At 74.0% G+C, this 25542-nt stretch carries 20 protein-coding genes; all 20 read left to right on the top strand.

What is annotated here, in order from left to right:
* The first annotated feature begins 16 nt into the window (after positions 1–16).
* The 20 genes from ABD220_RS04670 to nrdR all read left to right on the top strand — a co-directional run bounded on the left by ABD220_RS04670 (position 17) and on the right by nrdR (position 25350).
* Positions 17–1993 (top strand): peptidoglycan D,D-transpeptidase FtsI family protein, encoded by a 1977-nt coding sequence (locus tag ABD220_RS04670; RefSeq protein ID WP_344120245.1) that lies wholly within the window; start codon positions 17–19, stop codon positions 1991–1993.
* Positions 1994–2089: 96 nt separating this feature from the next.
* Positions 2090–3739 carry a UDP-N-acetylmuramoyl-L-alanyl-D-glutamate--2,6-diaminopimelate ligase gene (locus ABD220_RS04665; RefSeq protein WP_344120244.1) on the top strand — a complete coding sequence of 550 codons (1650 nt, stop codon included), beginning with the start codon at positions 2090–2092 and terminating at the stop codon, positions 3737–3739.
* Positions 3736–5337 carry a UDP-N-acetylmuramoyl-tripeptide--D-alanyl-D-alanine ligase gene (locus ABD220_RS04660; RefSeq protein ID WP_344120242.1) on the top strand — a complete coding sequence of 534 codons (1602 nt, stop codon included), beginning with the start codon at positions 3736–3738 and terminating at the stop codon, positions 5335–5337. Before ABD220_RS04665 ends, ABD220_RS04660 begins: the two co-directional genes overlap by 4 nt.
* Complete coding sequence (gene mraY, locus ABD220_RS04655) at positions 5334–6449, top strand: phospho-N-acetylmuramoyl-pentapeptide-transferase (RefSeq protein ID WP_344120241.1); 1116 nt, start codon at positions 5334–5336, stop codon at positions 6447–6449. Before ABD220_RS04660 ends, mraY begins: the two co-directional genes overlap by 4 nt.
* Entirely contained in the window at positions 6446–7972 is a 1527-nt protein-coding gene (gene murD / locus ABD220_RS04650) for a UDP-N-acetylmuramoyl-L-alanine--D-glutamate ligase (protein ID WP_344120239.1), read from the top strand. The genes mraY and murD overlap by 4 nt, the downstream gene beginning before the upstream one ends.
* Positions 7969–9204 carry a putative lipid II flippase FtsW gene (gene ftsW, locus ABD220_RS04645; protein WP_344120237.1) on the top strand — a complete coding sequence of 412 codons (1236 nt, stop codon included), beginning with the start codon at positions 7969–7971 and terminating at the stop codon, positions 9202–9204. The genes murD and ftsW overlap by 4 nt, the downstream gene beginning before the upstream one ends.
* Positions 9201–10328, top strand: a complete 1128-nt coding sequence (gene murG / locus ABD220_RS04640; RefSeq protein WP_344120235.1) for an undecaprenyldiphospho-muramoylpentapeptide beta-N-acetylglucosaminyltransferase — start codon at positions 9201–9203, stop codon at positions 10326–10328. The genes ftsW and murG overlap by 4 nt, the downstream gene beginning before the upstream one ends.
* A complete protein-coding gene (murC, locus tag ABD220_RS04635; protein WP_344120234.1) occupies positions 10318–11733 on the top strand; it encodes a UDP-N-acetylmuramate--L-alanine ligase in 1416 nt (471 codons plus the stop codon). The genes murG and murC overlap by 11 nt, the downstream gene beginning before the upstream one ends.
* Entirely contained in the window at positions 11733–12986 is a 1254-nt protein-coding gene (locus ABD220_RS04630; protein WP_344120232.1) for a cell division protein FtsQ/DivIB, read from the top strand. Before murC ends, ABD220_RS04630 begins: the two co-directional genes overlap by 1 nt.
* 249 nt (positions 12987–13235) lie before the next feature.
* The gene (gene ftsZ, locus ABD220_RS04625; RefSeq protein ID WP_298586814.1) at positions 13236–14483 is read left to right on the top strand and encodes a cell division protein FtsZ; all 1248 of its coding nucleotides are present in this window, start codon (positions 13236–13238) and stop codon (positions 14481–14483) included.
* Between the two features lie 113 nt (positions 14484–14596).
* Positions 14597–15328, top strand: a complete 732-nt coding sequence (locus ABD220_RS04620; RefSeq protein WP_344120228.1) for a purine nucleoside phosphorylase YfiH/LACC1 family protein — start codon at positions 14597–14599, stop codon at positions 15326–15328.
* Positions 15325–16104: a YggS family pyridoxal phosphate-dependent enzyme gene (locus tag ABD220_RS04615; RefSeq protein WP_344120227.1), complete on the top strand. Its 780-nt coding sequence runs from the start codon at positions 15325–15327 to the stop codon at positions 16102–16104. The genes ABD220_RS04620 and ABD220_RS04615 overlap by 4 nt, the downstream gene beginning before the upstream one ends.
* 127 nt (positions 16105–16231) lie before the next feature.
* Positions 16232–16753 (top strand): cell division protein SepF, encoded by a 522-nt coding sequence (locus ABD220_RS04610; RefSeq protein WP_344120225.1) that lies wholly within the window; start codon positions 16232–16234, stop codon positions 16751–16753.
* 9 nt (positions 16754–16762) lie between these two features.
* Complete coding sequence (locus ABD220_RS04605; RefSeq protein ID WP_344120224.1) at positions 16763–17053, top strand: YggT family protein; 291 nt, start codon at positions 16763–16765, stop codon at positions 17051–17053.
* A 204-nt stretch (positions 17054–17257) separates the two neighbouring features.
* Positions 17258–17962, top strand: coding sequence for a DivIVA domain-containing protein (locus ABD220_RS04600; RefSeq protein WP_344120223.1), 705 nt, complete (start codon positions 17258–17260; stop codon positions 17960–17962).
* A gap of 205 nt (positions 17963–18167) precedes the next feature.
* Positions 18168–18758: a signal peptidase II gene (gene lspA, locus ABD220_RS04595; protein ID WP_344120221.1), complete on the top strand. Its 591-nt coding sequence runs from the start codon at positions 18168–18170 to the stop codon at positions 18756–18758.
* Positions 18751–19701, top strand: a complete 951-nt coding sequence (locus ABD220_RS04590; RefSeq protein WP_344120220.1) for an RluA family pseudouridine synthase — start codon at positions 18751–18753, stop codon at positions 19699–19701. The genes lspA and ABD220_RS04590 overlap by 8 nt, the downstream gene beginning before the upstream one ends.
* Positions 19702–19810: 109 nt before the next feature.
* Entirely contained in the window at positions 19811–23359 is a 3549-nt protein-coding gene (dnaE, locus tag ABD220_RS04585) for a DNA polymerase III subunit alpha (RefSeq protein WP_344120218.1), read from the top strand.
* Between the two features lie 58 nt (positions 23360–23417).
* A complete protein-coding gene (hisD, locus tag ABD220_RS04580) occupies positions 23418–24773 on the top strand; it encodes a histidinol dehydrogenase (RefSeq protein ID WP_344120217.1) in 1356 nt (451 codons plus the stop codon).
* Between the two features lie 7 nt (positions 24774–24780).
* The gene (gene nrdR, locus ABD220_RS04575; protein WP_344120216.1) at positions 24781–25350 is read left to right on the top strand and encodes a transcriptional regulator NrdR; all 570 of its coding nucleotides are present in this window, start codon (positions 24781–24783) and stop codon (positions 25348–25350) included.
* The last annotated feature ends 192 nt before the right edge of the window (positions 25351–25542 follow it).

Below are 25542 nucleotides of genomic sequence, written 5' to 3'. Positions count from 1 at the left end.
GGAACGAGGCAGACACGTGGCACGCGCACGCTCGACGTCCGACGCCCCCCGCGCCCGCGGCATCGGCCGCAGCCACGTCGGAGTCGTCCTCGTGCTCGCGCTGCTGGTGGTCCTCGGGATCCGTCTCGTGTGGGTGCAGGGCTTCGACGTCGCCGGCCGGGCCGAGGCCGCCGCGGGGGAGCGGTCCCGCACCGAGGTGGTCCCCGCGCTGCGCGGGGAGATCCGCGACACCCACGGCAACGTCCTGGCCCGCACGCTGCAGCGCTACGACGTCACGGTCGACCAGTCCCTGGTGCGCGAGTTCGAGCGGCCCCTGGCGAACGGCACCACCGAGACCGTGGCCCCCACGCAGGCGGTGTACCAGCTCGCCGACGCGCTCGACCTCGAGGACACCGAGGTCAAGGACGCGCTCGACGGCGACAAGCAGTTCGAGTACGTGGCCCGGGGGGTGACGCCCGAGCAGTGGAACACCGTGCGCGAGCTCGGCCTGCCCTACGTGTACGGGCAGCCGTCCTCCGACCGCATCTACCCCAACGGACCCGTGGGCGGCAGCGTGGTCGGCTTCATGGGCGGGGACGACGAGGCGCTCGGCGGGATCGAGCAGACCCAGGACGAGCTGCTGCGCGGCACGGACGGCAGCCGGACCTTCGAGATCAGCGCCGACGGCGTGCGGATCCCGGTGGCCCCCCAGGAGGAGAGCCCCGTGGAGGACGGCTCCTCGGTGCAGCTGTCGATCGACAGCGACGTCCAGTTCTTCGCCCAGCAGGCGGTCACCGAGCGCGCCGAGGAGCTCGATGCCGAGTGGGGCACCGCCGTGGTGATGCGGATCGAGGACGGCGCCGTGCTGGCGCTGGCGGACTCCTCGACCGTGGACCCCAACGACATCGGCTCCGCGGAGGCCGAGGACCTGGGGGCGCGGGCCGTCACCCAGGCCGTGGAGCCCGGGTCCACCCAGAAGATCCTCACCGCGGCCGCCGCCGTGGAGGAGGGCGTGGCCACGCCGCACACGGAGATCACGGTGCCCCCGTTCCTGGAGATCGAGGGGCAGAAGATCACCGACGCCTTCGACCACGGCGAGCAGCGGCGCACGTTCACCGGGATCATCGCCGACTCGATGAACACCGGCACGGTCCTGGTCGGCGGCAAGCTCGCCCCCGAGCAGCGCCACGCGTGGATGCAGCGCTTCGGCGTCGGCGAGACCACGGGGATCGAGCTGCCGGGGGAGTCTCCCGGCATCCTCACGAGCGCGGACCAGTGGGACGTGCGCCAGCAGTACACCGTGCTCTTCGGCCAGGGCGTCGCCCAGACGCCGCTGCGCACGGCGACGATCTTCCAGGCCATCGGCAACGGCGGGGTCCAGGTGGAGCCCCGGGTCGTCGAGTCCGTCATCGCCCCCGACGGCACGAGCACCCCGGTCGAGCGTCCCGAGGGCGAGCGGGTCGTCTCCGAGGAGACGGCGGAGCAGGTGCTCGACATGATGGAGGTCACCGTCACCGAGGGCGGCGCCAAGGAGGCCGCCGTGGAGGGCTACCGCGTGGGCGGCAAGACCGGCACCGCCGAGGCGCCCAGCCCCGAGGGCGGCTACGACGGCTACACCACCTCCTTCGTGGGCGTCGCGCCCATCGAGGACCCCCAGTACCTCGTGGCGGTCACGCTCCAGCGACCCGAGGGCAACGTCCGCGCGATCGGCACCACCCCCACCTTCAGCAAGATCATGGGCCAGGTGCTGCGCCACTACGACGTCCCGCCCTCCACCACCGAGCCCGTGGAGATCCCGCTGCGCACGGACGACCCGGAGGAGACGGACGACGCCGAGGAGACAGCGCCGGTGGACACCCCGCCGGGCGTCGAGGCCCCGGAGGACGGCGGCACCACGGACGGCACCGACGCCGGCACCGAGGACGGCAGCGCCGCCGCCGATGCCGGGACCGGGGCCGCCACCAGCGCCGACTCCGCCCCGGCGGCGTCCCGGCGGGCCGACGAGGGCGACTAGACTTCCGTATCGCCGTGCCCGGCCACCCCCCCCCGGGCCCGACCCCCCCGCACCCGGCGGACCACCCACCCGCCGCCCAGACCACGAAGGACGTTGATGGACGCGACAGCCCAGCAGGGACACGACGCGCAGACGATGCGCCCCAGCCGGCCCCGGCCGCTGAGCCTCGCGGAGACCGCCCGGCTCGCGGGCGGGACGGCACCGTCCCACGGCGTCGACGTCACCGGCATCTCCCTGGACTCCCGGGACCTGCGTCCCGGCGACCTCTACGCGGCGCTGCCCGGCGCCCGCACCCACGGTGCCCGGTTCGCCGGGGCCGCCGAGCGCGCGGGCGCCGCCGCGGTGCTCACCGACGACGCGGGCGCCGCGATCCTCCGGGACGCCGGCATCCGGCTGCCCGTGGTCGAGGCCCCGGACCCCCGCCGGTCCGTGGGCGCGATCGCCGCACGCGTCTACGGCCCCGGCAAGGAGGACGGCACCGCCCCGGTGCTCTTCGCCGTGACCGGGACCAACGGCAAGACGACCACGACCTACTTCACCAACTCCGTGCTCCGCGCCCTCGGCCGGCGCACGGGCCTGATCGGCACGATCGAGATCCTCGCGGGCGACGAGTCGATCCCCTCCCGGCTCACCACCCCGGAGGCCCCGCACGTGCACGCGCTGCTCGCGCTCATGCGCGAGCGCGGCATCACCGCCGCGTCCATGGAGGTCTCCTCCCACGCCCTGCAGTTCCACCGGGTGGACGGGGTCCGCTTCGACGTCGCCGGGTTCACCAACCTGACCCAGGACCACCTCGACCTGCACGGGTCGATGGACGAGTACTTCGCCGTCAAGGCCCAGCTGTTCACCCCGGAGCGGACCCGCCGGGCCGTCGTCGTGGTTCAGGACGAGGACGACGCCTGGGGCCTGCGGATGGCCGAGCACGCACGGGAGCAGCTCGGCACGGACCGGGTGGACACGATCGCCCTGCGCGGCGGCGTGCCGGGGGACCAGGACGCCGGGCCGGGCCGGCACGGCGCGGACTGGACGCTGACCACCCTGACCCGCCGCGGGATCGGCCACTCCTTCGCGCTGCGGCACCGGGACGGCCGGTCCCTGCGGGTGTCCACGGCCCTGCCGGGCGACTTCAACGTGGCCAACGCCGCGCTCGCCGTGGTCATGGTCGTGGCCTCCGGGGTCGACGTCGCCGACGTGCAGCGCGTGCTCGACGAGGCGGACCCCCTCACCACCGACGTGCCCGGGCGGATGCAGCTCGTCGGCACGCAGCCGACCGCCGTCGTGGACTTCGCGCACAACCCGGACGCCCTGCGCCGCGCGCTCGCCGCCGTCGAACCGCCCGACCGGGAGGGCCGCGTCATCGTGGTCTTCGGCGCCACGGGGGAGCGGGACCGCTCGAAGCGCCCGGTCATGGGGGAGATCGCCGCCCACCACGCGGACGTCGTGATCGTCACCGACGACGACCCGCACGACGAGGACGCCGGCGCGATCCGCGCCGAGGTCGCCGCCGGGGCCTTCGCGGCCCGCGACGCCGGGGCCCGAGCCCAGGAGGTGCTCGTGCTCGAGCCCCGGACCGTGGCCATCCGCGCCGCGGTGGCCATGGCGGGGCGCGCCGACTCCGTCCTGGTGGCCGGACGGGGGCACGAGACGGTCCAGGAGATCCGGGGCGTGGACCACCCGCTGGACGACAGGGAAGAGCTGCGGGCCGCGCTGGCCGACGGGCAGCAGGACCGTTGGGAGAACCGATGATCGACCTCACCGCCGCGCAGCTCGCGCAGATCACGGGCGGGCGCGCCGTCGGCGCCGCCGCCGGGGCGCCCGTCGTCCGCCACGTCACCACCGACTCGCGCGAGGCGCGTCCCGGGACGCTGTTCGTCGCCAAGCCGGGCGAGGTCACCGACGGCCACGAGTACGTGGGCGCCGCGTTCGCCGCCGGCGCCGTCCTCGCCCTCGTCGAGCGCGAGGTGACCGACGCCGCGGGCGTCACCTACCCGGGGGTGCTGGTTCCCGACGCGGTCGAGGCGATGGGCCGGCTGGCCGCCTGGGTCGTGGCCCAGCTGCGCGCCGACCACGAGGTGAAGGTCATCGCCGTCACCGGCTCCGTCGGCAAGACCACCACCAAGGACCTCCTGCGGGGCATCTTCGCCGCCGAGGGCCCCACGGTCGCGCCCCGCGGCTCGTACAACGGTGAGGTCGGCGTGCCGCTGACCGTCTTCGAGGCCGAGCGCGACACCCGGTTCCTCATCATCGAGATGGGGGCCACCAGGATCGGCAACATCGACTACCTGTGCCGGATGGTGCGCCCCGACGTCGGGGTGGTGCTGTGCGTGGGCTCCGCCCACGCCGGCGAGTTCGGCGGGATCGCCAACATCGCCCGCGCCAAGGGGGAGCTGGTGGAGTCCCTGCGGGCCGACGGCGTGGCGGTCCTCAACGACGACGACGCCCTGGTCCGCCAGATGCACCGCCGCACCGCCGCACCGGTGCTGTTCTTCGGGGAGTCCCCGGCGAACGCGCTGCCCGACGTCCCGGCCGCCCGGGTGCACGCCTCTGCGGTGCGGCTCGGGCCCGGCGGCCACCCCGAGTTCAGCCTGCACTTCCCGGACGGCTCCGAGCACCCTGTGGTCTCCCGGCTCATCGGCGAGCACCACGTCTCGAACCTGCTCGCGGCCGCCTCCGCGGCCTTCGTGGCCGGGGTCGCCCCCGAGCGGATCGCGGCCTCGCTCAACGCCCAGGGCGCCGCCAGCCGGTGGCGGATGGAGCGCACCGAGCGGGCCGACGGGGTCACGGTGATCAACGACGCGTACAACGCCAACCCGCAGTCGATGCGCGCCGCGCTGCAGACCCTGGCCCAGCTGGGCCGCGGCTCCAGCGGGTCCGCACCCCGCCGCACCTGGGCGGTGCTCGGCGGCATGCTCGAGCTCGGCGAGAGCACGGTCGAGGAGCACGACACCCTGGGCCGCATGGTCGTGCGGCTGAACATCTCCAAGCTGATCGCGGTGGGCGACCTCGCCCGCCCGGTGTACGACGCCGCCCAGCTCGAGGGCTCGTGGGGCAACGAGGCCACCTGGGCGGCGACGCCGGAGGAGGCCGAGGAGATCCTGCGCCAGGAGCTGGCCCCCGGTGACGTCGTGCTCTTCAAGTCCTCCAACGCCGCCGGCCTGGCGGTCCTGGGGGATCGGGTGGCGGCCGAGGCCGGCAACGGCGCCGGCGCCCCGGCCCCGGGCAACGACGCCCCGGCGCACGGCGACCACTGGCTCTCGGCCGGCCCCTTCGTCAACGCCCCTCTCGACCCGAGCGGGAGGCCCACCACCCCGGGCACCTCCGCGGAGGGGAACGAGCCGGCATGATCCAGATCCTCATGGCGGCCTGCTTCGCGCTGGTGCTGTCCCTCTTCGGCACCCCGGCCTTCATCAAGTTCCTCGCCCGGCGCGGCTACGGCCAGTTCATCCGGGACGACGGTCCCACCAGCCACCACACCAAGCGCGGGACGCCCACCATGGGCGGCGTGGCGATCCTCGGGTCCGTGGTGGCCGCCTACACGCTGACGCACCTGATCTCCGGGATGCTGTGGCCCTCCTACGGGGGCGTGACCCTCTCCGGGCTCTCCGCGCTGCTGCTGATGCTCGGCATGGGCTTCGTCGGGTTCATCGACGACTACAAGAAGATCGCCAAGAAGCAGAACCTCGGGCTCAGCCCGGTGGGCAAGATCGTCCTCCAGGGCCTCATCGGCACCGCGTTCGCCCTGCTCGTGCTGCTCGTCCCCGGACCGCAGGGCGCGACCCCCGCGTCCTCGGCGATCTCCATCACCCGGGACACCGCACTGGATCTCGCCTTCGCGGGCACCGCGCTCGGGGCCGTCCTCTTCGTGATCTGGGTGAACCTGATCGCCACCGCCACGACCAACGCCGTGAACCTCACCGACGGCCTCGACGGCCTCGCCACCGGCGCGTCCATCCTCGTGTTCAGCGGCTACCTGCTGATCGCCATGTGGCAGAACACCCACCTGTGCGGGTCCGTGGCCCAGGGGGTCTGCTACGAGGTGCGCGACGCCGCCGATCTCGCCCTGACCGCCGCCGCGCTGGTCGGGGCCCTCGTGGGCTTCCTGTGGTGGAACACCTCCCCGGCGAAGATCTTCATGGGGGACACGGGCTCGCTCGGGCTCGGCGGGGCGCTCGCCGCGTTCGCGGTGCTCACCCGCACCGAGCTGCTGCTCGTGCTCATCGCCGGGCTGTTCGTGATCATCACGGTCTCCGTCATCCTGCAGGTCGGCTACTTCAAGCTCTCCGGCGGCAAGCGCATCTTCAAAATGGCACCGCTGCAGCACCACTTCGAGCTCAAGGGCTGGAACGAGGTGACCATCGTGGTCCGCTTCTGGATCATCGCCGGGCTGTTCGTGGCGGCCGCGCTCGGCGTCTTCTACGGCGACTGGCTGCTCTCCCACGGAGGAATGATCCAATGATCCACGCGAGCAACGACAACCCCGTCCTGGACCGGCCGCGCCTGGCCGGGCTCACCTCGTGGGACGCGGACTGGGCCGGGCTGCGCGTGGTCGTCGCCGGCATCGGCGTGTCCGGCTTCGCCGCCGCGGACACCCTGATCGAGCTCGGCGCCCGCGTCGTCGTCGTGGACGGGGCGGACACCCCGGGGACCCGGGCGAAGGCCGACACCCTGCGGATCGTGGGCGCCGCCGGCGTCCTGCTGGGGGAGGGCGCCCAGGAGACCGTGCCCGACGTCGAGGGCGTCCGCCCCGAGCTGGTCGTCACCTCCCCGGGGCTGCGGCCGGACCACCCCCTGCTGGCGGCCGCCGCCGCCGAGGGCATCCAGATCTGGGGGGACGTCGAGCTCGCCTGGCGGGTCCGCGAGCGCGCCGGGCGCCGCACCGCCGAGTGGGTGTGCATCACCGGCACGAACGGCAAGACCACCACGGTCGGGATGACCGCCTCGATGCTGCAGGCCGCCGGGCTCGCCACGGCCGCCGTCGGCAACGTGGGCACCCCCATCCTGGACGCCCTGCGCGAGCCGGTCGAGCACGACGTCCTCGCCGTGGAGCTGTCCAGCTTCCAGCTGCACTGGACGTCCTCGATGTCGCCGCTGGCCTCCGTGGTGCTCAACGTGGCCGAGGACCACGTGGACTGGCACGGCGGCTACGAGAACTACCTGGCGGACAAGTCCCGGATCTACGAGCACACCCGGGTGGCCTGCGTCTACAACGCGCAGCAGGCCGAGACCGTGCGCATGGTCGAGGAGGCCGACGTCGTGGAGGGCTGCCGCGCCGTGGGCTTCACCCTCGAGACCCCCGACGTCAGCATGCTCGGGGTCGTGGAGGACCTGCTCGTGGACCGGGCCTTCCTCGACGACCGCCGCGGCTCCGCCCTCGAGCTGGCCTCGATCACCGACACCGGGCCCCTTCCCACGCCCCACGGCGTGGCCAACGCCCTGGCGGCCGCGGCGCTGGCCCGGGCGGCCGGTGCGCCGCCGGAGGCCGTGCGGGAGGGGCTGCGCGCCTGGGAGCCCGGGGACCACCGGATCCAGGCCGTCGCCACGACGCACGGGGTGCTGTGGATCAACGACTCCAAGGCCACCAACCCGCACGCCGCCGACGCGGCGCTGTCCGCGTTCGACTCCGTGGTGTGGATCGCCGGCGGCCTGTCCAAGGGCGTCTCCTACGACCGGCTCGTCGCCCGCCACGCCGGCCGGCTGCGCACCGTGGTGCTCATCGGCACGGACAACGACTCGCTGCTCGCCGCGCTCGCCGCACACGCCCCGGAGGTCCCCGTCCTGCGCACTGCCGAGCGCCCCGGACCCGCGGCCGGCGACGCCGTGATGGGCGAGGCCGTCCGCCTCGCCCACGAGGTCGCGCAGCAGGGCGACACGGTGCTGATGGCCCCGGCGTCCGCCTCGATGGACCAGTTCAGCTCCTACGCCCACCGCGGGGACGCGTTCGTGCGGGAGGTCGCCGACCTCGTGGGACGGCTCTCGTGACACAGCTGGAGGACCGGGCGGGGCTCGGGCAGACGGACCCCGGCCCCCTGAGCGGGGCGCGCCGCTTCTGGCGGGCCCTCGTGGACGGACCGCTCATCCACTCCTACTACGCGCTGGCCGGCTCCGTGCTGCTGCTCACGGCCATCGGCATCATGATGGTGCTCTCCGCCTCGGCGGTCGAGTCCATCTCGGCGCAGGTGTCCGCGTACTCGTACTTCGTCAAGCAGGCCACCTTCGGCGGGATCGGCGTGCTCCTGATGTTCGCCCTGTCCTTCGTGCCCACCGACTGGTACCGCCGGGGCGCCACCGGGCTCCTGGTCCTCGCCGTGCTGCTGCTCACGCTCGTGTTCACCCCGCTCGGGCAGGAGATCAACGGCAACCGGAACTGGATCGTGGTGGGCGGACAGTCCTTCCAGCCGTCCGAGGCCGCCAAGCTCGCCGTCGCGGTCTGGCTGGCGATGGTCCTCGCCCGGCAGGGCGACGCCGTGCGGGACTGGCGCCAGGCCCTGTGGCCGTCGGGGTTCGGCATCGGGATCCCCGCCCTGCTGATCGTGCTCGGCGACGACGTGGGCACCGCGCTGGTCTTCGTGCTGATCTACGCGGCCGCCCTGTTCTTCGCCGGGGCGCCGCTGCGGCTGTTCGCGCTCGCCGCCGCCGGGGCCGCGCTGGTCGGCACGCTGGCGGTGATCACCGCGCCCCACCGCGTGGACCGGATCACCGGCTGGCTCTTCGGGGAGTGCGGCGCCACCGACGCCTGCTACCAGGCCCAGCAGGGGCTCAACGCCCTCGCCTCGGGCGGCTGGTGGGGCGTGGGGCTGGGCCAGTCCCGGCTCAAGTACAACTACGTCCCCGAGGCGCACAACGACTACATCTTCTCGATCATCGGCGAGGAGCTGGGCCTGCTGGGCACGGTGCTGATCCTCGGCCTCTTCGCGGTCATGGCCCTGGCGATGGCCCGCGTCATCCTGCGCGCCCGCAGCCGCTTCGTCCGCATCACCACCGCCAGCATCGTGACCTGGCTCGTCGGCCAGGCGTTCATCAACATCGGCATGGTCACCGGCGTGCTGCCCGTGATCGGCGTCCCACTGCCGTTCATCAGCTACGGTGGGTCGTCGCTGCTGATGAGCCTCGCCGCCGTCGGCGTCGTGATGTCCTTCGCCCGGCTGCCGCGCCGGATCCAGGTCCCCACCCGCACCCCCCGCCCCCGTACCCCGAACGAGGATCGCGCATGACACCGTCCGAACCCACCACCGGAGGCCCCGCGCCCTCGGTCCTGCTGGCCGGCGGGGGCACCGCCGGGCACGTCAGCCCCCTCCTGGCCGTGGCCGCCGCGCTGCGCGAAGCGGCCCCGGAGGCCCGGCTGACGGCGGTGGGCACCGCGTCCGGGATGGAGACCCGGCTCGTCCCGCAGGCCGGTCTCGAGCTCGAGCTCGTCGACCGGGTGCCGCTGCCCCGGCGGCCCTCCGTGGACCTCGTCCGGCTGCCCGGGCGGCTCCTCGGCGCCGTGCGCCAGGCCGGGGAGATCCTGGACCGGATCCGGCCGGACGTGGTGCTCGGCGTCGGCGGGTACGTCTGCACCCCCGTCTACCTCGCCGCCGCCCGGCGCGGCCTGCCCATCGTGGTCCACGAGGCCAACGCCCGGCCGGGCCTGGCCAACCGGGTCGGTGCGCGCTGGGCCAGGACGGTGGCCGCCGCGTTCCCCGGCACCCCCCTGCGCGGAGCCGTGACCGTCGGCATGCCCATGCGCCGGGAGATCTCCTGCCTGGACCGGGAGGCGCTGCGCGCCGAGGCGCGCCGGTCCTTCGGCCTCGACCCCGACATCCCGACCGTCGTGGTCACCGGCGGGTCCTCCGGCGCCCTCGCCATGAACCGCACCGTGGCCGGGGTCGCCGAGGAGGTCGCCGCGCGCGGCCACCAGCTGCTGCACGTCACCGGCCGGGGCAAGCAGCTCACCCGGGACGACGGCGCGCCGCTGAGCGCTCCCGGCTACGTGCAGGTCGAGTACGTGGACGGCATGGAACGCGTCTACGCCGCCGCGGACCTGCTGGTCGCCCGCGCCGGTGCCGCGACCGTCTCGGAGGTCGCGGCCGTCGGCCTGCCCGCCGTGTTCGTCCCTCTGCCCGTCGGCAACGGCGAGCAGGCCCTCAACGCCGCGTCCCTCGTGGCGGCCGGGGCGGCGCAGCTCGTCCCCGACGACGCGTTCACCCCCGAGTGGTACCGCCGGCACGTCCACCCGCTGCTGGCCGACCCGGAGCGGCTCGCGGCGATGGCCGCCGCGAGCCGAGGCCACGGCGTGCGCGACGCCGACACCGTGCTGGCACGGCTGATCCTCGAGGAGGTCCCCGGTGAGCGCTGAGCACGGGGCCGATCCCGGCCTGCTGGGCCGGGTCCACTTCATCGGCATGGGCGGCGCGGGGATGTCCGCCGTCGCGAAGCTCATGCTCGCCCGCGGGGTCCCGGTCAGCGGCTCCGACCGTCAGGACTCGCCGGCGCTGCGCCAGCTCCAGGACCTGGGCGCCACCGTGTTCGTGGGCCAGCACGCCGGCAACGTCGACGGGGCGCAGACCGTGGTGGTGTCCACCGCGATCCCGCCCGAGGACCCCGAGTACTCCGCGGCCCGGGCCGCCGGGCTGCGGGTGCTCCACCGCTCCGAGGCGCTCGCGGCCGCGATGCACGGCCGCTCGGTCGTCGCCGTGGCCGGCACGCACGGCAAGACGACCACGAGCTCGATGGCCGCGCTCGCGCTGCACACCGCCGGGCTGGAGCCGTCCTGGGCCATCGGTGCGCACGTGGCCGACCTCGGCTCCAACGCGGCCCTCGGCCGGGGCCCGTGGTTCGTGGCGGAGGCCGACGAGTCGGACGGCTCCTTCCTCGCGTACGGCCCGCGGATCGCCGTGGTCACCAACATCGAGCCCGACCACCTCGACTTCTACTCCTCCCGCGAGGCCTTCTTCCGGGCCTTCGACGAGTTCGCCGCGACGCTGCCCGGGGACGGGCTGCTCGTGGCCTGCCAGGACGACCCCGGCTCGCGGACGCTCGCGGAGCGTCACCGGGCCGCCGGCGGGCGGGTCGTCAGCTACGGCACGGACCCGGGCTCCGACGTCCGGGTGCTCCCCGGGGAGGCCGAGGGGCTGCGCACCAGCAGCACCCTGCTGCTGGGCGAGGGCGCGGACCGCCGCGAGGAGCGGCTCGAGCTCGAGGTGCCGGGCCGGCACAACGTGCTCAACGCGACCGCCGCCTTCTGCGTGGCCGTCGAGGCCGGCGTCCCGCCCGCGGACGCGGTGCGCGGGCTGGCGGGCTTCCACGGCTCGGCCCGGCGCTTCGACCTGCGGGGAGAGGTGGACGGGATCCGCGTCTTCGACGACTACGCCCACCACCCCACCGAGGTGGTCGCGGCGCTCACGGCCGCCCGGGAGGTCGCGGCCGGGCACCGGGTGATCGCCGTCTTCCAGCCGCACCTGTACTCCCGCACACGGGAGTTCGCCGCCGAGTTCGCCGACGCCCTCGCGCTGGCCGACGAGGCCCTGGTCATCGACATCTTCGCCGCGCGGGAGCAGCCCGTCGACGGCCTCACGAGCGAGATCGTCACCGACCGCGCCCCGGCCCACGTCCGCTACGTGCCGGACGGCGCCGAGGCGGTCCTCCAGGCGGCGGAGGCCGCCCGGCCCGGGGACCTGGTGCTCACGGTGGGCGCCGGGGACGTCACCGCCCTCGGGCCCCGGCTCGTGGACCGGCTCGCGGACCGCCTCGGGGGCCGCTGATGAGCCGGCACGGCCGCCCGCACCAGCCCCGGTTCGGGGACCCCGCCGGGGACGGCACGGAGAACTCCGCAGGGGACTCCACGGCGGACTCCGCCGCGCACTCCGCCGCCGACCCCACCGCGGACGGCGGCGCGCCCGGACCTGCCGGCGGGACCGTGCCCGGGACCTCCGCCCGCACCGCCCCGGAGCCCGTCCCCGGCCGGCCGGCGAGCCCCGGGCCCGGGGACCCGCCCCGGTCCGGGAGCAGCGCCTCCGGCGGGACCGCTCCGCAGGGCGGGCGCGTGCGCGTGAACGACGGCACCAAGGTCACGCCCCTGGCCGGCGAGGACGAGCTCGAGGAGGTGCCGGGCGCCGGCGGCCGGTTCAGCGCCTGGCGGCGGCACCGGCAGGAGCGCGCCGCCACCCGGACGCTCACCGCCTCCCGGCTTCCCCCGCAGAACGAGCCCGCCCGGGCCGGCTCCACGGCCGCCGGTTCCACGGCCGCCGGTTCCACGGCTGTCGGTTCCACGGCCGCCGGTTCCACGGCCGTGGGGGCCACGGTCGTCGCCTTTCCCGCCTCGCCGGGGGTCCGGCGCCGGCGTCGCCGGATCGGCGCGGTCCTCGGCGTGCTGGCCGCCCTCGCCGTGCTCGCCGGCGTCCTGTTCCTCTCCCCGGCGCTCGCGGTGCGGGACGTCTCGGTGCGCGGGGCCGAGCTGACGGACCCGGCCCGCGTGGAGTCCGCGCTCGAGGTCTACCGGGGTGTCCCGCTCACCCGGATCTCCAAGCAGGAGGTGCGGGAGCAGGTGGGGCGGATTCCGCAGGTCCGCTCCATCGAGGTCCTGCTCGAGCCACCGCACCACCTCGTCGTGACGCTGCACGAGCGCGTGCCCGTGGCGGCGATCGAGGCCGGCGACGAGTTCGTCGTCGTCGACTCGGAGGGGGTGGAGCTGATGACCGCCGGCTCGGCGGAGGAGACTGGCGTCCCCGTCGTCACGGGAGGCCGCGAGGTCCTGGAGAGCGAACGGTTCGAGGCGATCGCCGACGTGCTGGCCGCCCTGCCGGAGTCCGTGCTCGCCCAGCTGCGCACCGCCTCGGCGGAGTCCCTGTCCTCGGTCGAGCTGGCCTTCACCGACGGCCGCACGGTCGTCTGGGGGACCGCCGAGGACAGCGAGCTCAAGTCCCAGGTGCTGCGGGAGCTCGTCGAGGCGCGCGGCGCCGGCAGCGGCGTCGAGACCTATGACGTGTCGAGCGCGACGCGCCCCGTGGTGCGCTGACGGCCGGCCCCGGCCCTCACGTTCGACCAGAGGTCGAGAGCCCGGTCGAACAGTGGCACGACCAGCGGTTTTGGCGAAAAGTGTCGAAAGCGGTATGGCTTGTCGTGCAGGCGGTCCTCGTCATTGTTAGGCTTGGCCCCGACATCGAACCCGCCGGGGGAGCAGCTGACGGCCTGAGATTCAAGCTTCGATAGAAGGTTGAGGAACGGCTCGCGATCCCGGACCCGAACCATCTCGAGTTAGGTACCCATGGACTCCTCCACCCCCCAGAACTACTTGGCCGTCATCAAGGTCGTCGGAATCGGCGGCGGCGGCGTCAACGCCGTCAACCGGATGATCGAGGAGGGGCTGCGCGGCGTCGAGTTCATCGCGATCAACACGGACGCGCAGGCCCTGCTGATGAGCGACGCCGACGTCAAGCTCGACGTCGGTCGCGAGCTCACGCGCGGCCTGGGTGCCGGCGCCAACCCGGACGTCGGGCGCCAGGCCGCGGAGGACCACCACGAGGAGATCGAGGAGGTCCTCAAGGGGGCCGACATGGTCTTCGTGACCGCCGGGGAGGGCGGCGGCACCGGCACCGGTGGTGCCCCCGTGGTCGCCCGCATCGCCCGCTCCCTGGGCGCGCTGACCATCGGTGTCGTCACCCGTCCGTTCACCTTCGAGGGCCGCCGCCGGTCCAACCAGGCGGAGAACGGGATCGAGACGCTGCGCGACGAGGTCGACACCCTCATCGTGATCCCCAACGACCGGCTGCTGTCCATCTCCGACCGCAACGTGTCCATGCTGGACGCCTTCAAGTCCGCGGACCAGGTGCTGCTCTCCGGTGTGCAGGGCATCACCGACCTGATCACGACCCCGGGCCTGATCAACCTGGACTTCGCCGACGTGAAGTCCGTGATGCAGGGCGCCGGGTCGGCGCTGATGGGCATCGGCGCCGCGCAGGGCGAGGACCGTGCCGTGAAGGCCGCCGAGCTCGCCATCGCGTCGCCGCTGCTGGAGGCCTCCATCGACGGCGCCCACGGCGTGCTCCTGTCCATCCAGGGCGGCTCCGATCTCGGCCTGTTCGAGATCAACGAGGCCGCCCGCCTCGTCCAGGAGGTCGCCCACCCGGAGGCCAACATCATCTTCGGCGCGGTCATCGACGACGCCCTGGGCGACCAGGCCCGCGTCACGGTCATCGCCGCGGGCTTCGACTCGGTGAGCCCGGAGACCAACGCGAACAACACCAACGCGGCCGCCCAGCAGGCGGCGACCACGCGCGCGGCCTTCGGCTCCGGCGCCGGTCAGCCCGCCGGTGTGGGCCGTGCGCCCCAGCGCGGGGGCGCCCCGTCCTTCGGTCAGCCCTCGACCTCGCAGCGGTGGGCCCAGCCGGTGCAGAACGACGACGTGCCCGACGACGCCGGCTTCGACGTCGACCTGCCCGCGGAGGCCGAGGCCGGCGCCGGGGCGGGCTCCGGGCGCAAGGACTCCCTGGACTTCCCTGACTTCCTGAAGTGAGTTCGGCCCCCGGGGGCGGACGCGGAGGACCCGCGCCCGCCCCCGGGCGCGTTAACCCCCGCCGACGGCGGCACGACGAAGCACGGCACGACGAAGCACGACAGGAGGACCCGGTGTTCTGGTGGCAGGACGAGGTCGGACAGGGCGTCCGGGTGGCGTTCACGGACCGCGGCGCGGGCAATCTCGCGCTGCACACGGGTGACGACGCGGACGCGGTGCGGGCCCGGCGCGCAGCGCTCGAGCGCTCGATGGGCGTCCCCGGGGGCTCCCTGGTGTTCCTGGAGCAGGTGCACGGCACCGACGTCGCCGACGCGGACCGGGGCGACCGGCCGGCCGTGCCGACCGCGGACGCCGCGGTCACGGCGACGGGCGTGCCCCTGGCCGTGATGGTCGCCGACTGCGTGCCCGTGGTCCTGGTCGGGAAGGGCCCCCGGGGCCCGCTCGCGGGCGTGGCCCACGCGGGGCGCCGCGGGCTCCTCGACGGCGTGCTCGAGCGCACGGTCGAGCAGCTGGTGGCTCGCGGCGGGCGCGGGCTGTCGGCGTGGCTCGGGCCCTCCATCTGCGGGCACTGCTACGAGGTGCCGGCCGACATGCGCGAGGAGTCCGTCCAGCGGATCCCCGCGGTGGCCGCCACGACGTCCTGGGGCACCCCGGCCCTCGACCTCCGCGCCGGGGCCCGGGAGCGGCTGGCCGCCCTCGGGGTCGGCGTCGTCGAACCGTCGGCCGCCGGCTCCTCCTGCACCCGCGAGAACGAGCAGCTGTCCTCGCACCGGCGGGACCCCGGCTCCGGCCGCATCGTCGGCCTGGTCTGGCGCGCCCGTCCCCGCGGGGAGGACGCCCCGTGAGCGCCGACCCGGCCGCCGGACCCGCCGGCGACGACCCCCGGACCTCGGAGCTCGCCCGGTCCCTCGACCGGGTGCGCGCGCGGATCACCGCCGCGGCGCGGCGGGGCGGGGCGGCCGAGGACCCCGTGCTGGTCGCCGTCACGAAGTTCTTCCCCGCCGCGGACGTGGCCCGGCTGCACCGGCTCGGCGTCCGGCACGTGGGGGAGAACCGGGACCAGGAGGCCGCCGCCAAGGCCCGGGAGGTGTCCGGGCTCGTCGACGGCCCCCTCACCTGGCACTTCGTGGGCCAGCTCCAGTCCAACAAGGCGAAGTCGGTGGTGCGCTACGCGTCGTGGGTGCACTCCGTGGACCGGGCCTCCCTGGTCACGGCCCTCGGCAAGGCGGTGCAGCGGCACCGGGAGGCCGTGGCGGCCGGGGACGCGGCCCCCGGTCCGTGCGCGGACCAGGACCTGACGTGCCTCGTCCAGGTGTCCCTGGACGCCGAGGAGCGCCGTGGCGGCGCCCGCCCCGAGGACGTCGTCGGACTCGCCGAGCAGATCGCCGGCACCGAGGGGCTGCGGGCCGGGGGCCTCATGGCCGTCGCCCCGCTGGGGGCGCCCCCGGGGCCCGCCTTCGACCGGCTCCAGGAGCTCTCGCAGCAGCTGCGGCAGTCCCTGCCGGAGGCCACGGCCGTGTCCGCGGGCATGAGCCAGGACCTCGAGGAGGCGGTCGCCCGGGGAGCCACGCACGTGCGCGTCGGCTCCGATATCCTCGGCCACCGCGCGCCCGTAGGATAGCTTGGAGGACGGCCCCGCGGGGCCGGGCCGTACCGCGTTCCGGGCAGCACGCCGGACGCCGGGCGGTCCGAGGATCCCGGAACTCCCCCCACCGCCGATATCCGAACAGACAGTCAAGGAGAGCACCATGGCCGGAGCGTTGCGCCGCACCATGATCTATCTCGGCCTCGCCGAGACGGACGAGGACTACGACGAGCCGACGCCGTCCCGCCAGGAGCACCAGTCCGCCGTCGCGGTCCGCGAGGAGCCGCGCGAGGCCCGCGCCCACGAGTCCACCGCGGTGGCCGTGCCGCGCCGGTCGGCCGAGTACCGGGCGCCGGTCACCCCCATCAAACGCGCCCCCTCCAGCTCTCGAGAGGACAGCTCGACCTTGCGCACGATCACCACGGTCCACCCCCGCTCCTACAACGACGCGAAGTCCATCGGCGAGGCCTTCCGCGAGGGCACGCCCGTCATCATGAACGTCAGCGACATGGGCGACGCCGAGGCCAAGCGCCTGGTGGACTTCTCCGCCGGCCTGGTCTTCGCCCTGCACGGCTCCATCGAACGGGTGACCGGCAAGGTCTTCCTGCTCACCCCGTCCTACGTGGAGGTCGTCGGGCACCCCGCCGGCGGCGAGGACGAGACCGACGACCAGCAGGAGGACTGAGGCGGACCGATGGACCTGTTGCTCTCCGTGCTGTACCTGGCACTGCACCTCGTGTACATCGCGCTGCTCGCGCGCCTCGTCCTCGACTGGGTGCAGATGTTCGCCCGCAACTGGCGGCCCCGCGGGGCGGCTCTCGTCGGGGCCTCCGCCGTGTACACCGTCACCGACCCGCCGATGCGGTGGCTGCGCCGGATCGTGCCGCCCCTGCGCTTCGGCGGGGTGTCGCTGGACCTCGGGTTCCTCATCCTCATCTTCGCCGTCAGCATCGTCCAGGGCATCATCGGCTCGATGCTCGTCTGAGCCGATGCCGCTCCGCCCCGACGCGCTCCCGCCCGACGCCGGGCCCGCCCGCTGCCGGCCGGCCCGACCCGGCCCGCGGCGCACCGGCCTGTACGCTGTAACCGCCCGACCACCGGGCGCCGGCCACCGCGCCGTCCCGGCCACGGTCGGACGGATCCCCCGCCGCGGGCCGCGCCCGCGCCCCGCCCACGAAGGAATGCACCCATGGCTCTGACGCCCGAAGACGTCATCAACAAGCGGTTCCAGCCCACCAAGTTCCGGGAGGGCTACGACCAGGACGAGGTCGACGACTTCCTCGACGAGATCGTCGTGGAGCTGCGCCGCCTGAACCAGGAGAACACGGACCTCAAGCAGCAGCTCGAGGCCGCCGGGCAGCCCGTCGCCCCCAAGGACTCCGCGCCGTCGCCCGTCTCCGAGCCGGGTCTCCCGGTCGCGGAGGACGCCGCCGAGTCCCCCGCCCCGGTGACCGTCGGTGCGCCGCAGGACGCGGTGGAGCCGCCCGCACCCGCCCCGGCCGAGCTGCCGGACAGCGGCGCCGAGACCGCGCCCGCCTCCGGCGCGGCGCAGTCCGCGGCCGGCGTGCTGGCGATGGCCCAGCGGCTGCACGACGAGTACGTCGCCGAGGGCACCGCCGAGCGGGACCGCATCATCGGCGAGGCCCGCGACCGGGCCGAGGAACTCGTCACGGACGCCCAGCGCACGCGCGAGCAGACCCTCACCGCGCTCCAGGAGGAGCAGGCCGAGCTGCAGGACCGCGTCTCGGGCCTGCGCGCCTTCGAGCAGGACTACCGCAGCAACCTCAGGACGTACATCCAGGACCAGCTCCAGGACCTGGACACCACCCCGCCCCTCGAGCCCGCCGCGACGGCGGACGTCGCCACCGGGGCGGCCGGGACCGGGCAGGCCTAGCCACCGCGCCACGGCGCGCACCCCGCGGGAGGGACCGGCCACCCGGCCGGTCCCTCCGTCGTCGCCCCGGCCGGGTGCTCCGCGGCGGGAACCCTCCGGGACCGGAGGCTCCCGCGCGGACGTGGCACCATGGAGCGGGACCGACGTCCCCGCCGACCCGCCGCGCGGGGCGGCCCCGAACCCCGATCCGCCACCCGAGGAGAGCATGAGCGAGTCCCCCGAAGTCCCCGCCGGCGCCTCCCGGCACGGAGCGCCGCGGGGCGTCCTGCTCCTCGCCGCGGCCGCCGCGCTGCTGGTCTACGCCGCGGACCAGCTCACCAAGTGGTGGGTCGTCGCAACCATGGAGCTCGGCCAGCGGACGACGGTGGTCGAGGGCCTGCTGTGGTGGCGCTTCATCCGCAACCCCGGCGCCGCGTTCTCCCTGGGGGAGGACATCACCTGGGTCTTCACCGTGGTCATGGCGGTCGTCTCCGTCCTGATCGTGCTCACCCTCCGCCGCGTCCGCTCGTCCGCGTGGGCCCTGGCCCTGGGCCTCGTCCTCGGCGGCGCCCTCGGCAACCTGACCGACCGGCTCCTGCGGGAGCCGGGATTCGGGGTGGGGCACGTCGTCGACTTCATCGCCGTGCCGCGCTTCGCGATCTTCAACATCGCCGACTGCGGGGTGGTCGCGGGGGTCTGCCTCGTGGTGCTCCTGACCCTGCTCGGCCGGGAGCTCGACGGCACCCGCACGGGCTCGGGGGGCCCCGACGGGCAGCCGCTCGAGGCCTCGCCGGAGGAGGGGGGCACCCGTGGCTGAGCCAGAGGAGCACGTGCAGGAGCGCTTCACCGTGCCGCCCGAGCTCGAGGGCCACCGCGCGGACGCCGCCGTGGCCGCGCTCACCGGGCTCTCCCGCTCCGCGGCCGCGGTGCTCTGCGCGGAGGGGCGCGTGCTGCACCGCGACCGGCCGATCGCCAAGTCCTTCCGGGTCGAGGCCTCGCAGACGCTCACCGTGCACGTGCCCGTCCCCGAGGACCCGGCACGGATCGTGCCGCAGCTGGTCGCGGACTTCCGCGTGGTGCACCTGGACGACGACATCGTGGTGATCGACAAGCCCCCGGGCGTCGCTGCGCACCCCTCCCCGGGGTGGAAGGGACCGACCGTGGTCGGGGCCCTCGCGGGCGCGGGCGTCACCGTGAGCACCTCCGGCGCCCCCGAGCGGGCCGGCGTGGTGCACCGGCTCGACGTCGGCACGTCCGGGCTGATGGTCGTGGCCCGCACCGAGCGCGCCTACACCGCGCTCAAGCGCGCCTTCAAGGACCGGACGGTCACGAAGGTCTACCACACCGTGGTGCAGGGCCTGCCGGACCCCCTGCGCGGGACGATCGACGCACCGATCGGGCGCCACCCCGGCTACGACTGGCGCTTCGCCGTGGTCGAGGGCGGCCGCGCGTCGATCACCCACTACGAGGTCCTGGAGGCCTTCGGCCGGGCCGCGCTCGTGGAGGTGCACCTGGAGACCGGCCGCACCCACCAGATCCGCGTGCACTTCTCCGCACTGCGCCACCCCTGCTGCGGGGACCTCACCTACGGCGCGGACCCGGCGCTGTCGGCCGGCCTCGGGCTCACCCGGCAGTGGCTGCACGCCAAGCTGCTGGGCTTCGAGCACCCCGGCACGGGGGAGCCCGTCGAGTACGAGAGCCCCTACCCGCCGGACCTGTCCTTCGCCCTCGAGACGCTGCGCGACGGCGGGCCCGCCTGACCCGGCCGGACGGTCACGCCGGCCGGCCCGCACGACCCGGCGCGCCCGTCCCGCCCGGGGGAGCCGTCGGCGGGCCGGCGCGGTCGGTGCGGGCCACTACACTGGCCGGGTGACGACGGCGACCGGCAAGAAGAGCTTCACCCACCTGCACGTGCACACCGAGTACTCCATGCTCGACGGTGCGGCACGCCTCGACGACCTCTTCGAGGCCTGCCACGAACTGGGCATGTCCTCCCTGGCGACGACCGACCACGGCTTCGTCTTCGGGGCCTTCGACTTCTGGAACAAGGCCCGCAACGCGGGGATCAAGCCCATCATCGGCGTGGAGGCGTACCTGACCCCGGGCACCGCCCGCACCGACCGCACCCGCGTGAAGTTCGCCGACGGCGGCCGGGACGACGTCTCGGGCGGCGGCGCCTACACGCACATGACGCTGCTCGCGGAGACCACCCAGGGCATGCAGAACCTGTTCCGCGCCTCCTCCCTGGCGTCCCTCGAGGGCCAGCTGTACAAGCCGCGCATGGACCGCGAGCTGCTCAACACCTACGGCAAGGGCCTGATCGCGACCACCGGCTGCCCCTCCGGCGAGGTCCAGACCCGCCTGCGCCTGGGCCAGTACCAGGAGGCGCGGGAGGCCGCGGCGGAGTTCCGCGACATCTTCGGCGCCGAGAACTACTACTGCGAGCTGATGGACCACGGCCTGTCGATCGAGAAGAACGTCACGGGCGACCTGCTCAGGCTCGCCAAGGACCTGCAGCTGCCGCTCGTGGCCACCAACGACCTGCACTACACCCACGCCGAGGACGCCAAGTCCCACGCCGCCCTGCTGTGCGTGCAGTCCGGCTCGACGCTGGCGGACCCGAAGCGGTTCAAGTTCGACGCCGACGAGTTCTACCTGAAGTCCCCCGCGGAGATGCGGGAGCTCTTCCGGGACTTCCCCGAGGCCTGCGACAACACCCTGGAGATCGCGGAGCGGTGCAACGTCGAGTTCGACACCTCTGCGAACTACATGCCCCGCTTCCCGACGCCCGAGGGCCACGACGAGGAGTCCTGGTTCGTCGAGGAGGTGCAGCGGGGCCTGCACCACCGCTTCCCCGGCGGGATTCCCGAGGACGTCCAGCGGCAGGCGGACTACGAGAAGGGCATCATCCTGCAGATGGGCTTCCCCGGGTACTTCCTGGTGGTGGCCGACTTCATCAACTGGGCCAAGAACAACGGCATCCGGGTGGGCCCCGGCCGCGGCTCCGGCGCCGGCTCGATGGTCGCCTACGCGATGCGCATCACGGAGCTGAACCCGCTGGAGCACGGGCTGATCTTCGAGCGCTTCCTCAACCCGGACCGCGTGTCCATGCCCGACTTCGACGTCGACTTCGACGACCGCCGCCGCGCGGAGGTCATCCACTACGTGACCGAGAAGTACGGCGACGAGCGCGTGGCGATGATCGTCACCTACGGCACCATCAAGGCCAAGCAGGCCCTCAAGGACTCCTCGCGCGTGCTCGGCTACCCGTTCTCCATGGGGGAGAAGCTCACCAAGGCCATGCCGCCGGACGTCATGGGCAAGGGCATCTCCCTCAAGGACGTCTACGACGAGTCAGCCAAGCGCCACGGCGAGGCGGACGAGCTGCGCGAGGTCCTCGCCCAGGACCCCGAGGCGAAGAAGATCTTCGAGACCGCGGAGGGGCTCGAGGGCCTGAAGCGGCAGTGGGGCGTGCACGCGGCGGGCGTGATCATGTCCTCGCACCCGCTGATCGACATCATCCCGATCATGCGCCGTGAGCAGGACGGCCAGGTCATCACGCAGTTCGACTACCCGACGTGCGAGGGCCTCGGGCTGATCAAGATGGACTTCCTGGGCCTGCGCAACCTGACGATCATCTCGGACGCCCTCGAGAACATCACGCTCAACCAGGACGGCTTCGTCCTGGACCTCGAGGACCTGGGCCTCGGGGACGTCGAGTCCTACGAGCTGCTGGCCCGCGGCGACACCCTCGGGGTGTTCCAGCTCGACGGCGGGCCCATGCGCCAGCTGCTCAAGCTCATGCGCCCCGACAACTTCGAGGACATCTCCGCGGTCATCGCGCTGTACCGCCCGGGCCCCATGGGCGCGAACTCGCACACGAACTACGCGCTGCGCAAGACCGGCCAGCAGGAGATCACCCCGATCCACCCCGAGCTCGAGGAGCCGCTCGCGCAGATCCTCAACACAACCTACGGCCTGATCGTCTACCAGGAGCAGGTCATGGCGATCGCCCAGAAGGTCGCCGGCTTCTCGCTCGGCCAGGCGGACATCCTCCGCCGCGCGATGGGCAAGAAGAAGAAGTCGGAGCTGGACAAGCAGTACGAGGGCTTCCACGGCGGCATGGCGGAGCGGGGCTACTCCGAGGCCGCGATCAAGGCCCTGTGGGACATCCTGCTGCCGTTCTCGGACTACGCGTTCAACAAGGCGCACTCGGCGGCCTACGGCCTGGTGTCCTACTGGACGGCGTACCTCAAGGCGCACTACCCGGCCGAGTACATGGCCGCGCTGCTCACCTCGGTGGGCGACGACAAGGACAAGCTCGCCCTGTACCTCACCGAGTGCCGCCGGATGGGCATCACCGTGCTGCCCCCCGACGTCAACGAGTCCGCGCTGAACTTCACCCCGGTGGGCACCGACATCCGCTTCGGGATGGGCGCGGTGCGCAACGTGGGCGCCAACGTGGTCAGCGCGATGGTCGAGGCCCGGGAGGAGCACGGCGCCTTCACCTCCTTCAACGACTTCCTCGCCAAGGTCCCCGCCGTGGTCTGCAACAAGCGCACCATCGAGTCCCTGGTCAAGGCGGGCGCCTTCGACCGACTGGGCCACACCCGGCGGGGGCTGGTGCTCTGCCACGAGGAGGCCGTGGACGCCACGGTGGCCGTCAAGCGCCAGGAGGCGGCCGGGCAGTTCGACCTCTTCGGGGGCATGGGCCTGGACGACGAGGACCCCACGACGTCGCTGACCGTCGCCGTGCCGGACGTGCCCGAGTGGGAGCGCAAGGACCTGCTGGCCTTCGAGCGCGAGATGCTCGGCCTGTACGTCTCCGACCACCCGCTGCGCGGCCTCGACGAGGCGCTCGGGCAGTACGCCGACACCTCGATCCAGCCGCTGCTGGGCGAGGACGGCCGGCCCGACGGCGCCGTGGTGACCGTGGCGGGCATGATCACGTCCCTGTCCCGGCGGATCGCCAAGACCTCGGGCAACGCCTATGCGCGGGTGGAGCTCGAGGACCGGACGGGCTCGATCGAGATCATGTTCTTCGGCAAGGCCTACGCCCCCATCGCGGGCGTGCTGGCGGAGGACCTCATCTGCGTGATCAAGGGCCGGCTGCAGCGCCGGGACGACGGATCGGTGACGATCTCCGCCCAGGAGCTCACCGTCCCGGAGCTCTCGGCGGACGGGCACAGCGGTCCCGTGCTGATCGCGCTGCCCGAGTTCCGCGCCACGGAGGAGACGGTCAAGGAGATCGGGGCGGTGCTGCGCAACCACCGCGGGGACTCCGAGGTGCGCATCCACCTCGAGACGCGCCAGAAGGTGCAGGTCCTGCGCCTGGGCCCGGACCTGCGGGTGAACCCCTCGCCGGCGCTGTTCGGGGACCTCAAGGTCCTGCTCGGGCCGACCTGCCTGGAGGTGTAGCCCACCGGGCGCTCGAGCGCGCGGTCCGGCACCCGGCCGGGCGCCCCGGTGGAATACCATGGAGAGCGTGACTACTGCTGAGACGACCACGACTCCCGTCCTGCGAACGATCGACCTGCGCGGGCGGCAGCTGTCCTGGTCCCAGCTGCGGGCGGCCGTTCCCCGGCAGAGCGCCACGTCGCTCGCCTCGGCGGAGCAGGCCGTGGAGGAGATCATCGCCGCGGTCCGGGCCGAGGGCGCCGGCGCCCTGCGCCGCTACGCGCAGCGCTTCGACGGCGTGGCGCAGCAGCGGCTGCGCGTCGACCCGGCGGAGATCCGGCGGGCCGTCGACGAGCTGGACCCGGCCGTGCGCCGGGGCCTGGAGACCGCCATCGAGCGGACCCGGGCCTTCGCGCGGGCGCAGCGGCCGGCCGACGCCCGCGTCGAGGTCGCGCCCGGCGCCGTGCTCGTGCACCGGTGGACGCCCCTGCGCCGTGCGGGGCTGTACGTGCCCGGCGGGCTGGCCGTCTACCCCTCGTCGGTGGTCATGAACGTCGTCCCGGCCCAGGCGGCCGGGGTCGGCTCGGTGGTGCTGTGCAGCCCGCCGCAGAAGGAGTTCGGCGGCCTGCCGCACCCCACGATCCTGGCCGCGGCCGGGCTGCTCGGGGTGGACGAGGTCTGGGCCATCGGCGGCGCCCAGTCGCTGGCCGCGATGGCCCACGGGGTCACGGACGGCGAGGACGTCCTCGAGCCGGTGGACACCGTGACCGGCCCGGGCAACGTCTACGTCGCCACGGCCAAGCGCCTGCTCCGCTCCGTGGTCGGCGTGGACGCCGAGGCGGGGACCACCGAGATCGCCGTGCTGGCCGACGACACCGCCGTGCCGGCCTACGTGGCCGCCGACCTGATCTCCCAGGCCGAGCACGACCCCGCCGCCGGCGCGGTGCTGATCACCCACTCGCCGGGGCTCGCCGAGCGGGTCGCCGCGGAGCTGGCCCGCCAGGTGCCCGAGGCGAAGCACCGGGAGCGGATCGCCACCGCGCTGTCCGGGCCGCAGTCCGGGATCGTGCTTACCGACGACCTCGACGCCTCGATCGCCGTGGCCGACGCCTACGCCGCCGAGCACCTCGAGATCCACACCGACGACCCGCAGGAGGTCGCCGCCCGGGTGCGCAACGCCGGGGCGATCTTCCTGGGCCCCTACAGCCCCGTTCCGCTCGGCGACTACGCGGCGGGCTCCAACCACGTGCTGCCCACGGGCGGGACGGCGGTCCACGCCCAGGGCCTGTCGACCACCGCGTTCATGAAGGCCGTGCAGATCGTCGAGTACACCCAGGACGCGCTCGCCGGCATCGGGGAGGACATCGTGGCCGTCGCGCGCTCCGAGGACCTGCCCGCGCACGGCCGGGCCATCACGATCCGCACCGGGAGCTGATCCGACCGTGCACTGCCCGTTCTGCCGCCACACCGACTCCCGCGTCGTCGACAGCCGCACCACGGACGACGGGACGGCGATCCGGCGCCGCCGCCAGTGCTCCGAGTGCGGCCGGCGGTTCACCACGCTCGAGACCACCACCATCTCGGTCATCAAGCGCTCGGGCGTCACCGAGCCCTTCGACCGCCAGAAGATCGTCAACGGGGTGCGCAAGGCCTGCCAGGGCCGGCCGGTCAGCGAGGACGACCTCGCGATGCTCGCCCAGGAGGTCGAGGAGACGATCCGGGCGCTGGGCGCCGCGGAGATCGAGGCCCACGAGGTGGGGCTCGCGATCCTGGCCCCGCTGCGCCGGCTCGACGTCGTGGCATACCTGCGCTTCGCCAGCGTCTACCAGGCCTTCGACGGCCTGGGCGACTTCGAGGAGGCGATCGACCTGCTGCGCCGGCAACAGGCCGAGCAGACCGGGCAGCAGACCATCCCCGCCACCGTGGAGCCGATCGGCGCCGCCAAGAAGCGCACCGGCCGGCGGCCGCGGGGCAAGGGCCTCGAAGGAGTGTCCCAGCCGCGGCTGCTCTGACGGCCCCGGCCCGCGCGGGCGCAACGTCCCGGCGTGTCCCTTGCCGCAGGCCGGAGGAGGACCGTAGAGTGGGGACCACAACAAGCTCCCGCCGGGGGCTGCGGAGGGGAAGCCGCGGCCCCCGGCGGGTTTTTTCCGCCTCCGGCCGGATCGTTGCCGGTCCGGTCACGACGACGCCCGGTCCCCGCCTCG

Origin of the sequence: Kocuria aegyptia, from assembly GCF_039530085.1 — a bacterium.
In the GTDB taxonomy this organism is placed as follows: Bacteria; Actinomycetota; Actinomycetes; order Actinomycetales; family Micrococcaceae; genus Kocuria; species Kocuria aegyptia.
The sequence above is the reverse complement of the archived record's forward strand: the minus strand, read 5'-3'. Positions and strand labels throughout refer to the sequence as shown.

Bases quoted from the DNA above. Each gene is read 5' to 3' on its own strand.
- murG (WP_344120235.1), top strand. From the start codon at position 9,201: ATGACACCGTCCGAACCCACCACCGGAGGCCCCGCGCCCTCGGTCCTG.
- lspA (WP_344120221.1), top strand. From the start codon at position 18,168: ATGAGCGAGTCCCCCGAAGTCCCCGCCGGCGCCTCCCGGCACGGAGCG.
- murD (WP_344120239.1), top strand. From the start codon at position 6,446: ATGATCCACGCGAGCAACGACAACCCCGTCCTGGACCGGCCGCGCCTG.
- ABD220_RS04665 (WP_344120244.1), top strand. From the start codon at position 2,090: ATGGACGCGACAGCCCAGCAGGGACACGACGCGCAGACGATGCGCCCC.
- mraY (WP_344120241.1), top strand. From the start codon at position 5,334: ATGATCCAGATCCTCATGGCGGCCTGCTTCGCGCTGGTGCTGTCCCTC.
- hisD (WP_344120217.1), top strand. From the start codon at position 23,418: ATGGAGAGCGTGACTACTGCTGAGACGACCACGACTCCCGTCCTGCGA.
- ABD220_RS04600 (WP_344120223.1), top strand. From the start codon at position 17,258: ATGGCTCTGACGCCCGAAGACGTCATCAACAAGCGGTTCCAGCCCACC.
- ABD220_RS04660 (WP_344120242.1), top strand. From the start codon at position 3,736: ATGATCGACCTCACCGCCGCGCAGCTCGCGCAGATCACGGGCGGGCGC.
- ABD220_RS04630 (WP_344120232.1), top strand. From the start codon at position 11,733: ATGAGCCGGCACGGCCGCCCGCACCAGCCCCGGTTCGGGGACCCCGCC.
- ABD220_RS04610 (WP_344120225.1), top strand. From the start codon at position 16,232: ATGGCCGGAGCGTTGCGCCGCACCATGATCTATCTCGGCCTCGCCGAG.
- ftsZ (WP_298586814.1), top strand. From the start codon at position 13,236: ATGGACTCCTCCACCCCCCAGAACTACTTGGCCGTCATCAAGGTCGTC.
- ABD220_RS04605 (WP_344120224.1), top strand. From the start codon at position 16,763: ATGGACCTGTTGCTCTCCGTGCTGTACCTGGCACTGCACCTCGTGTAC.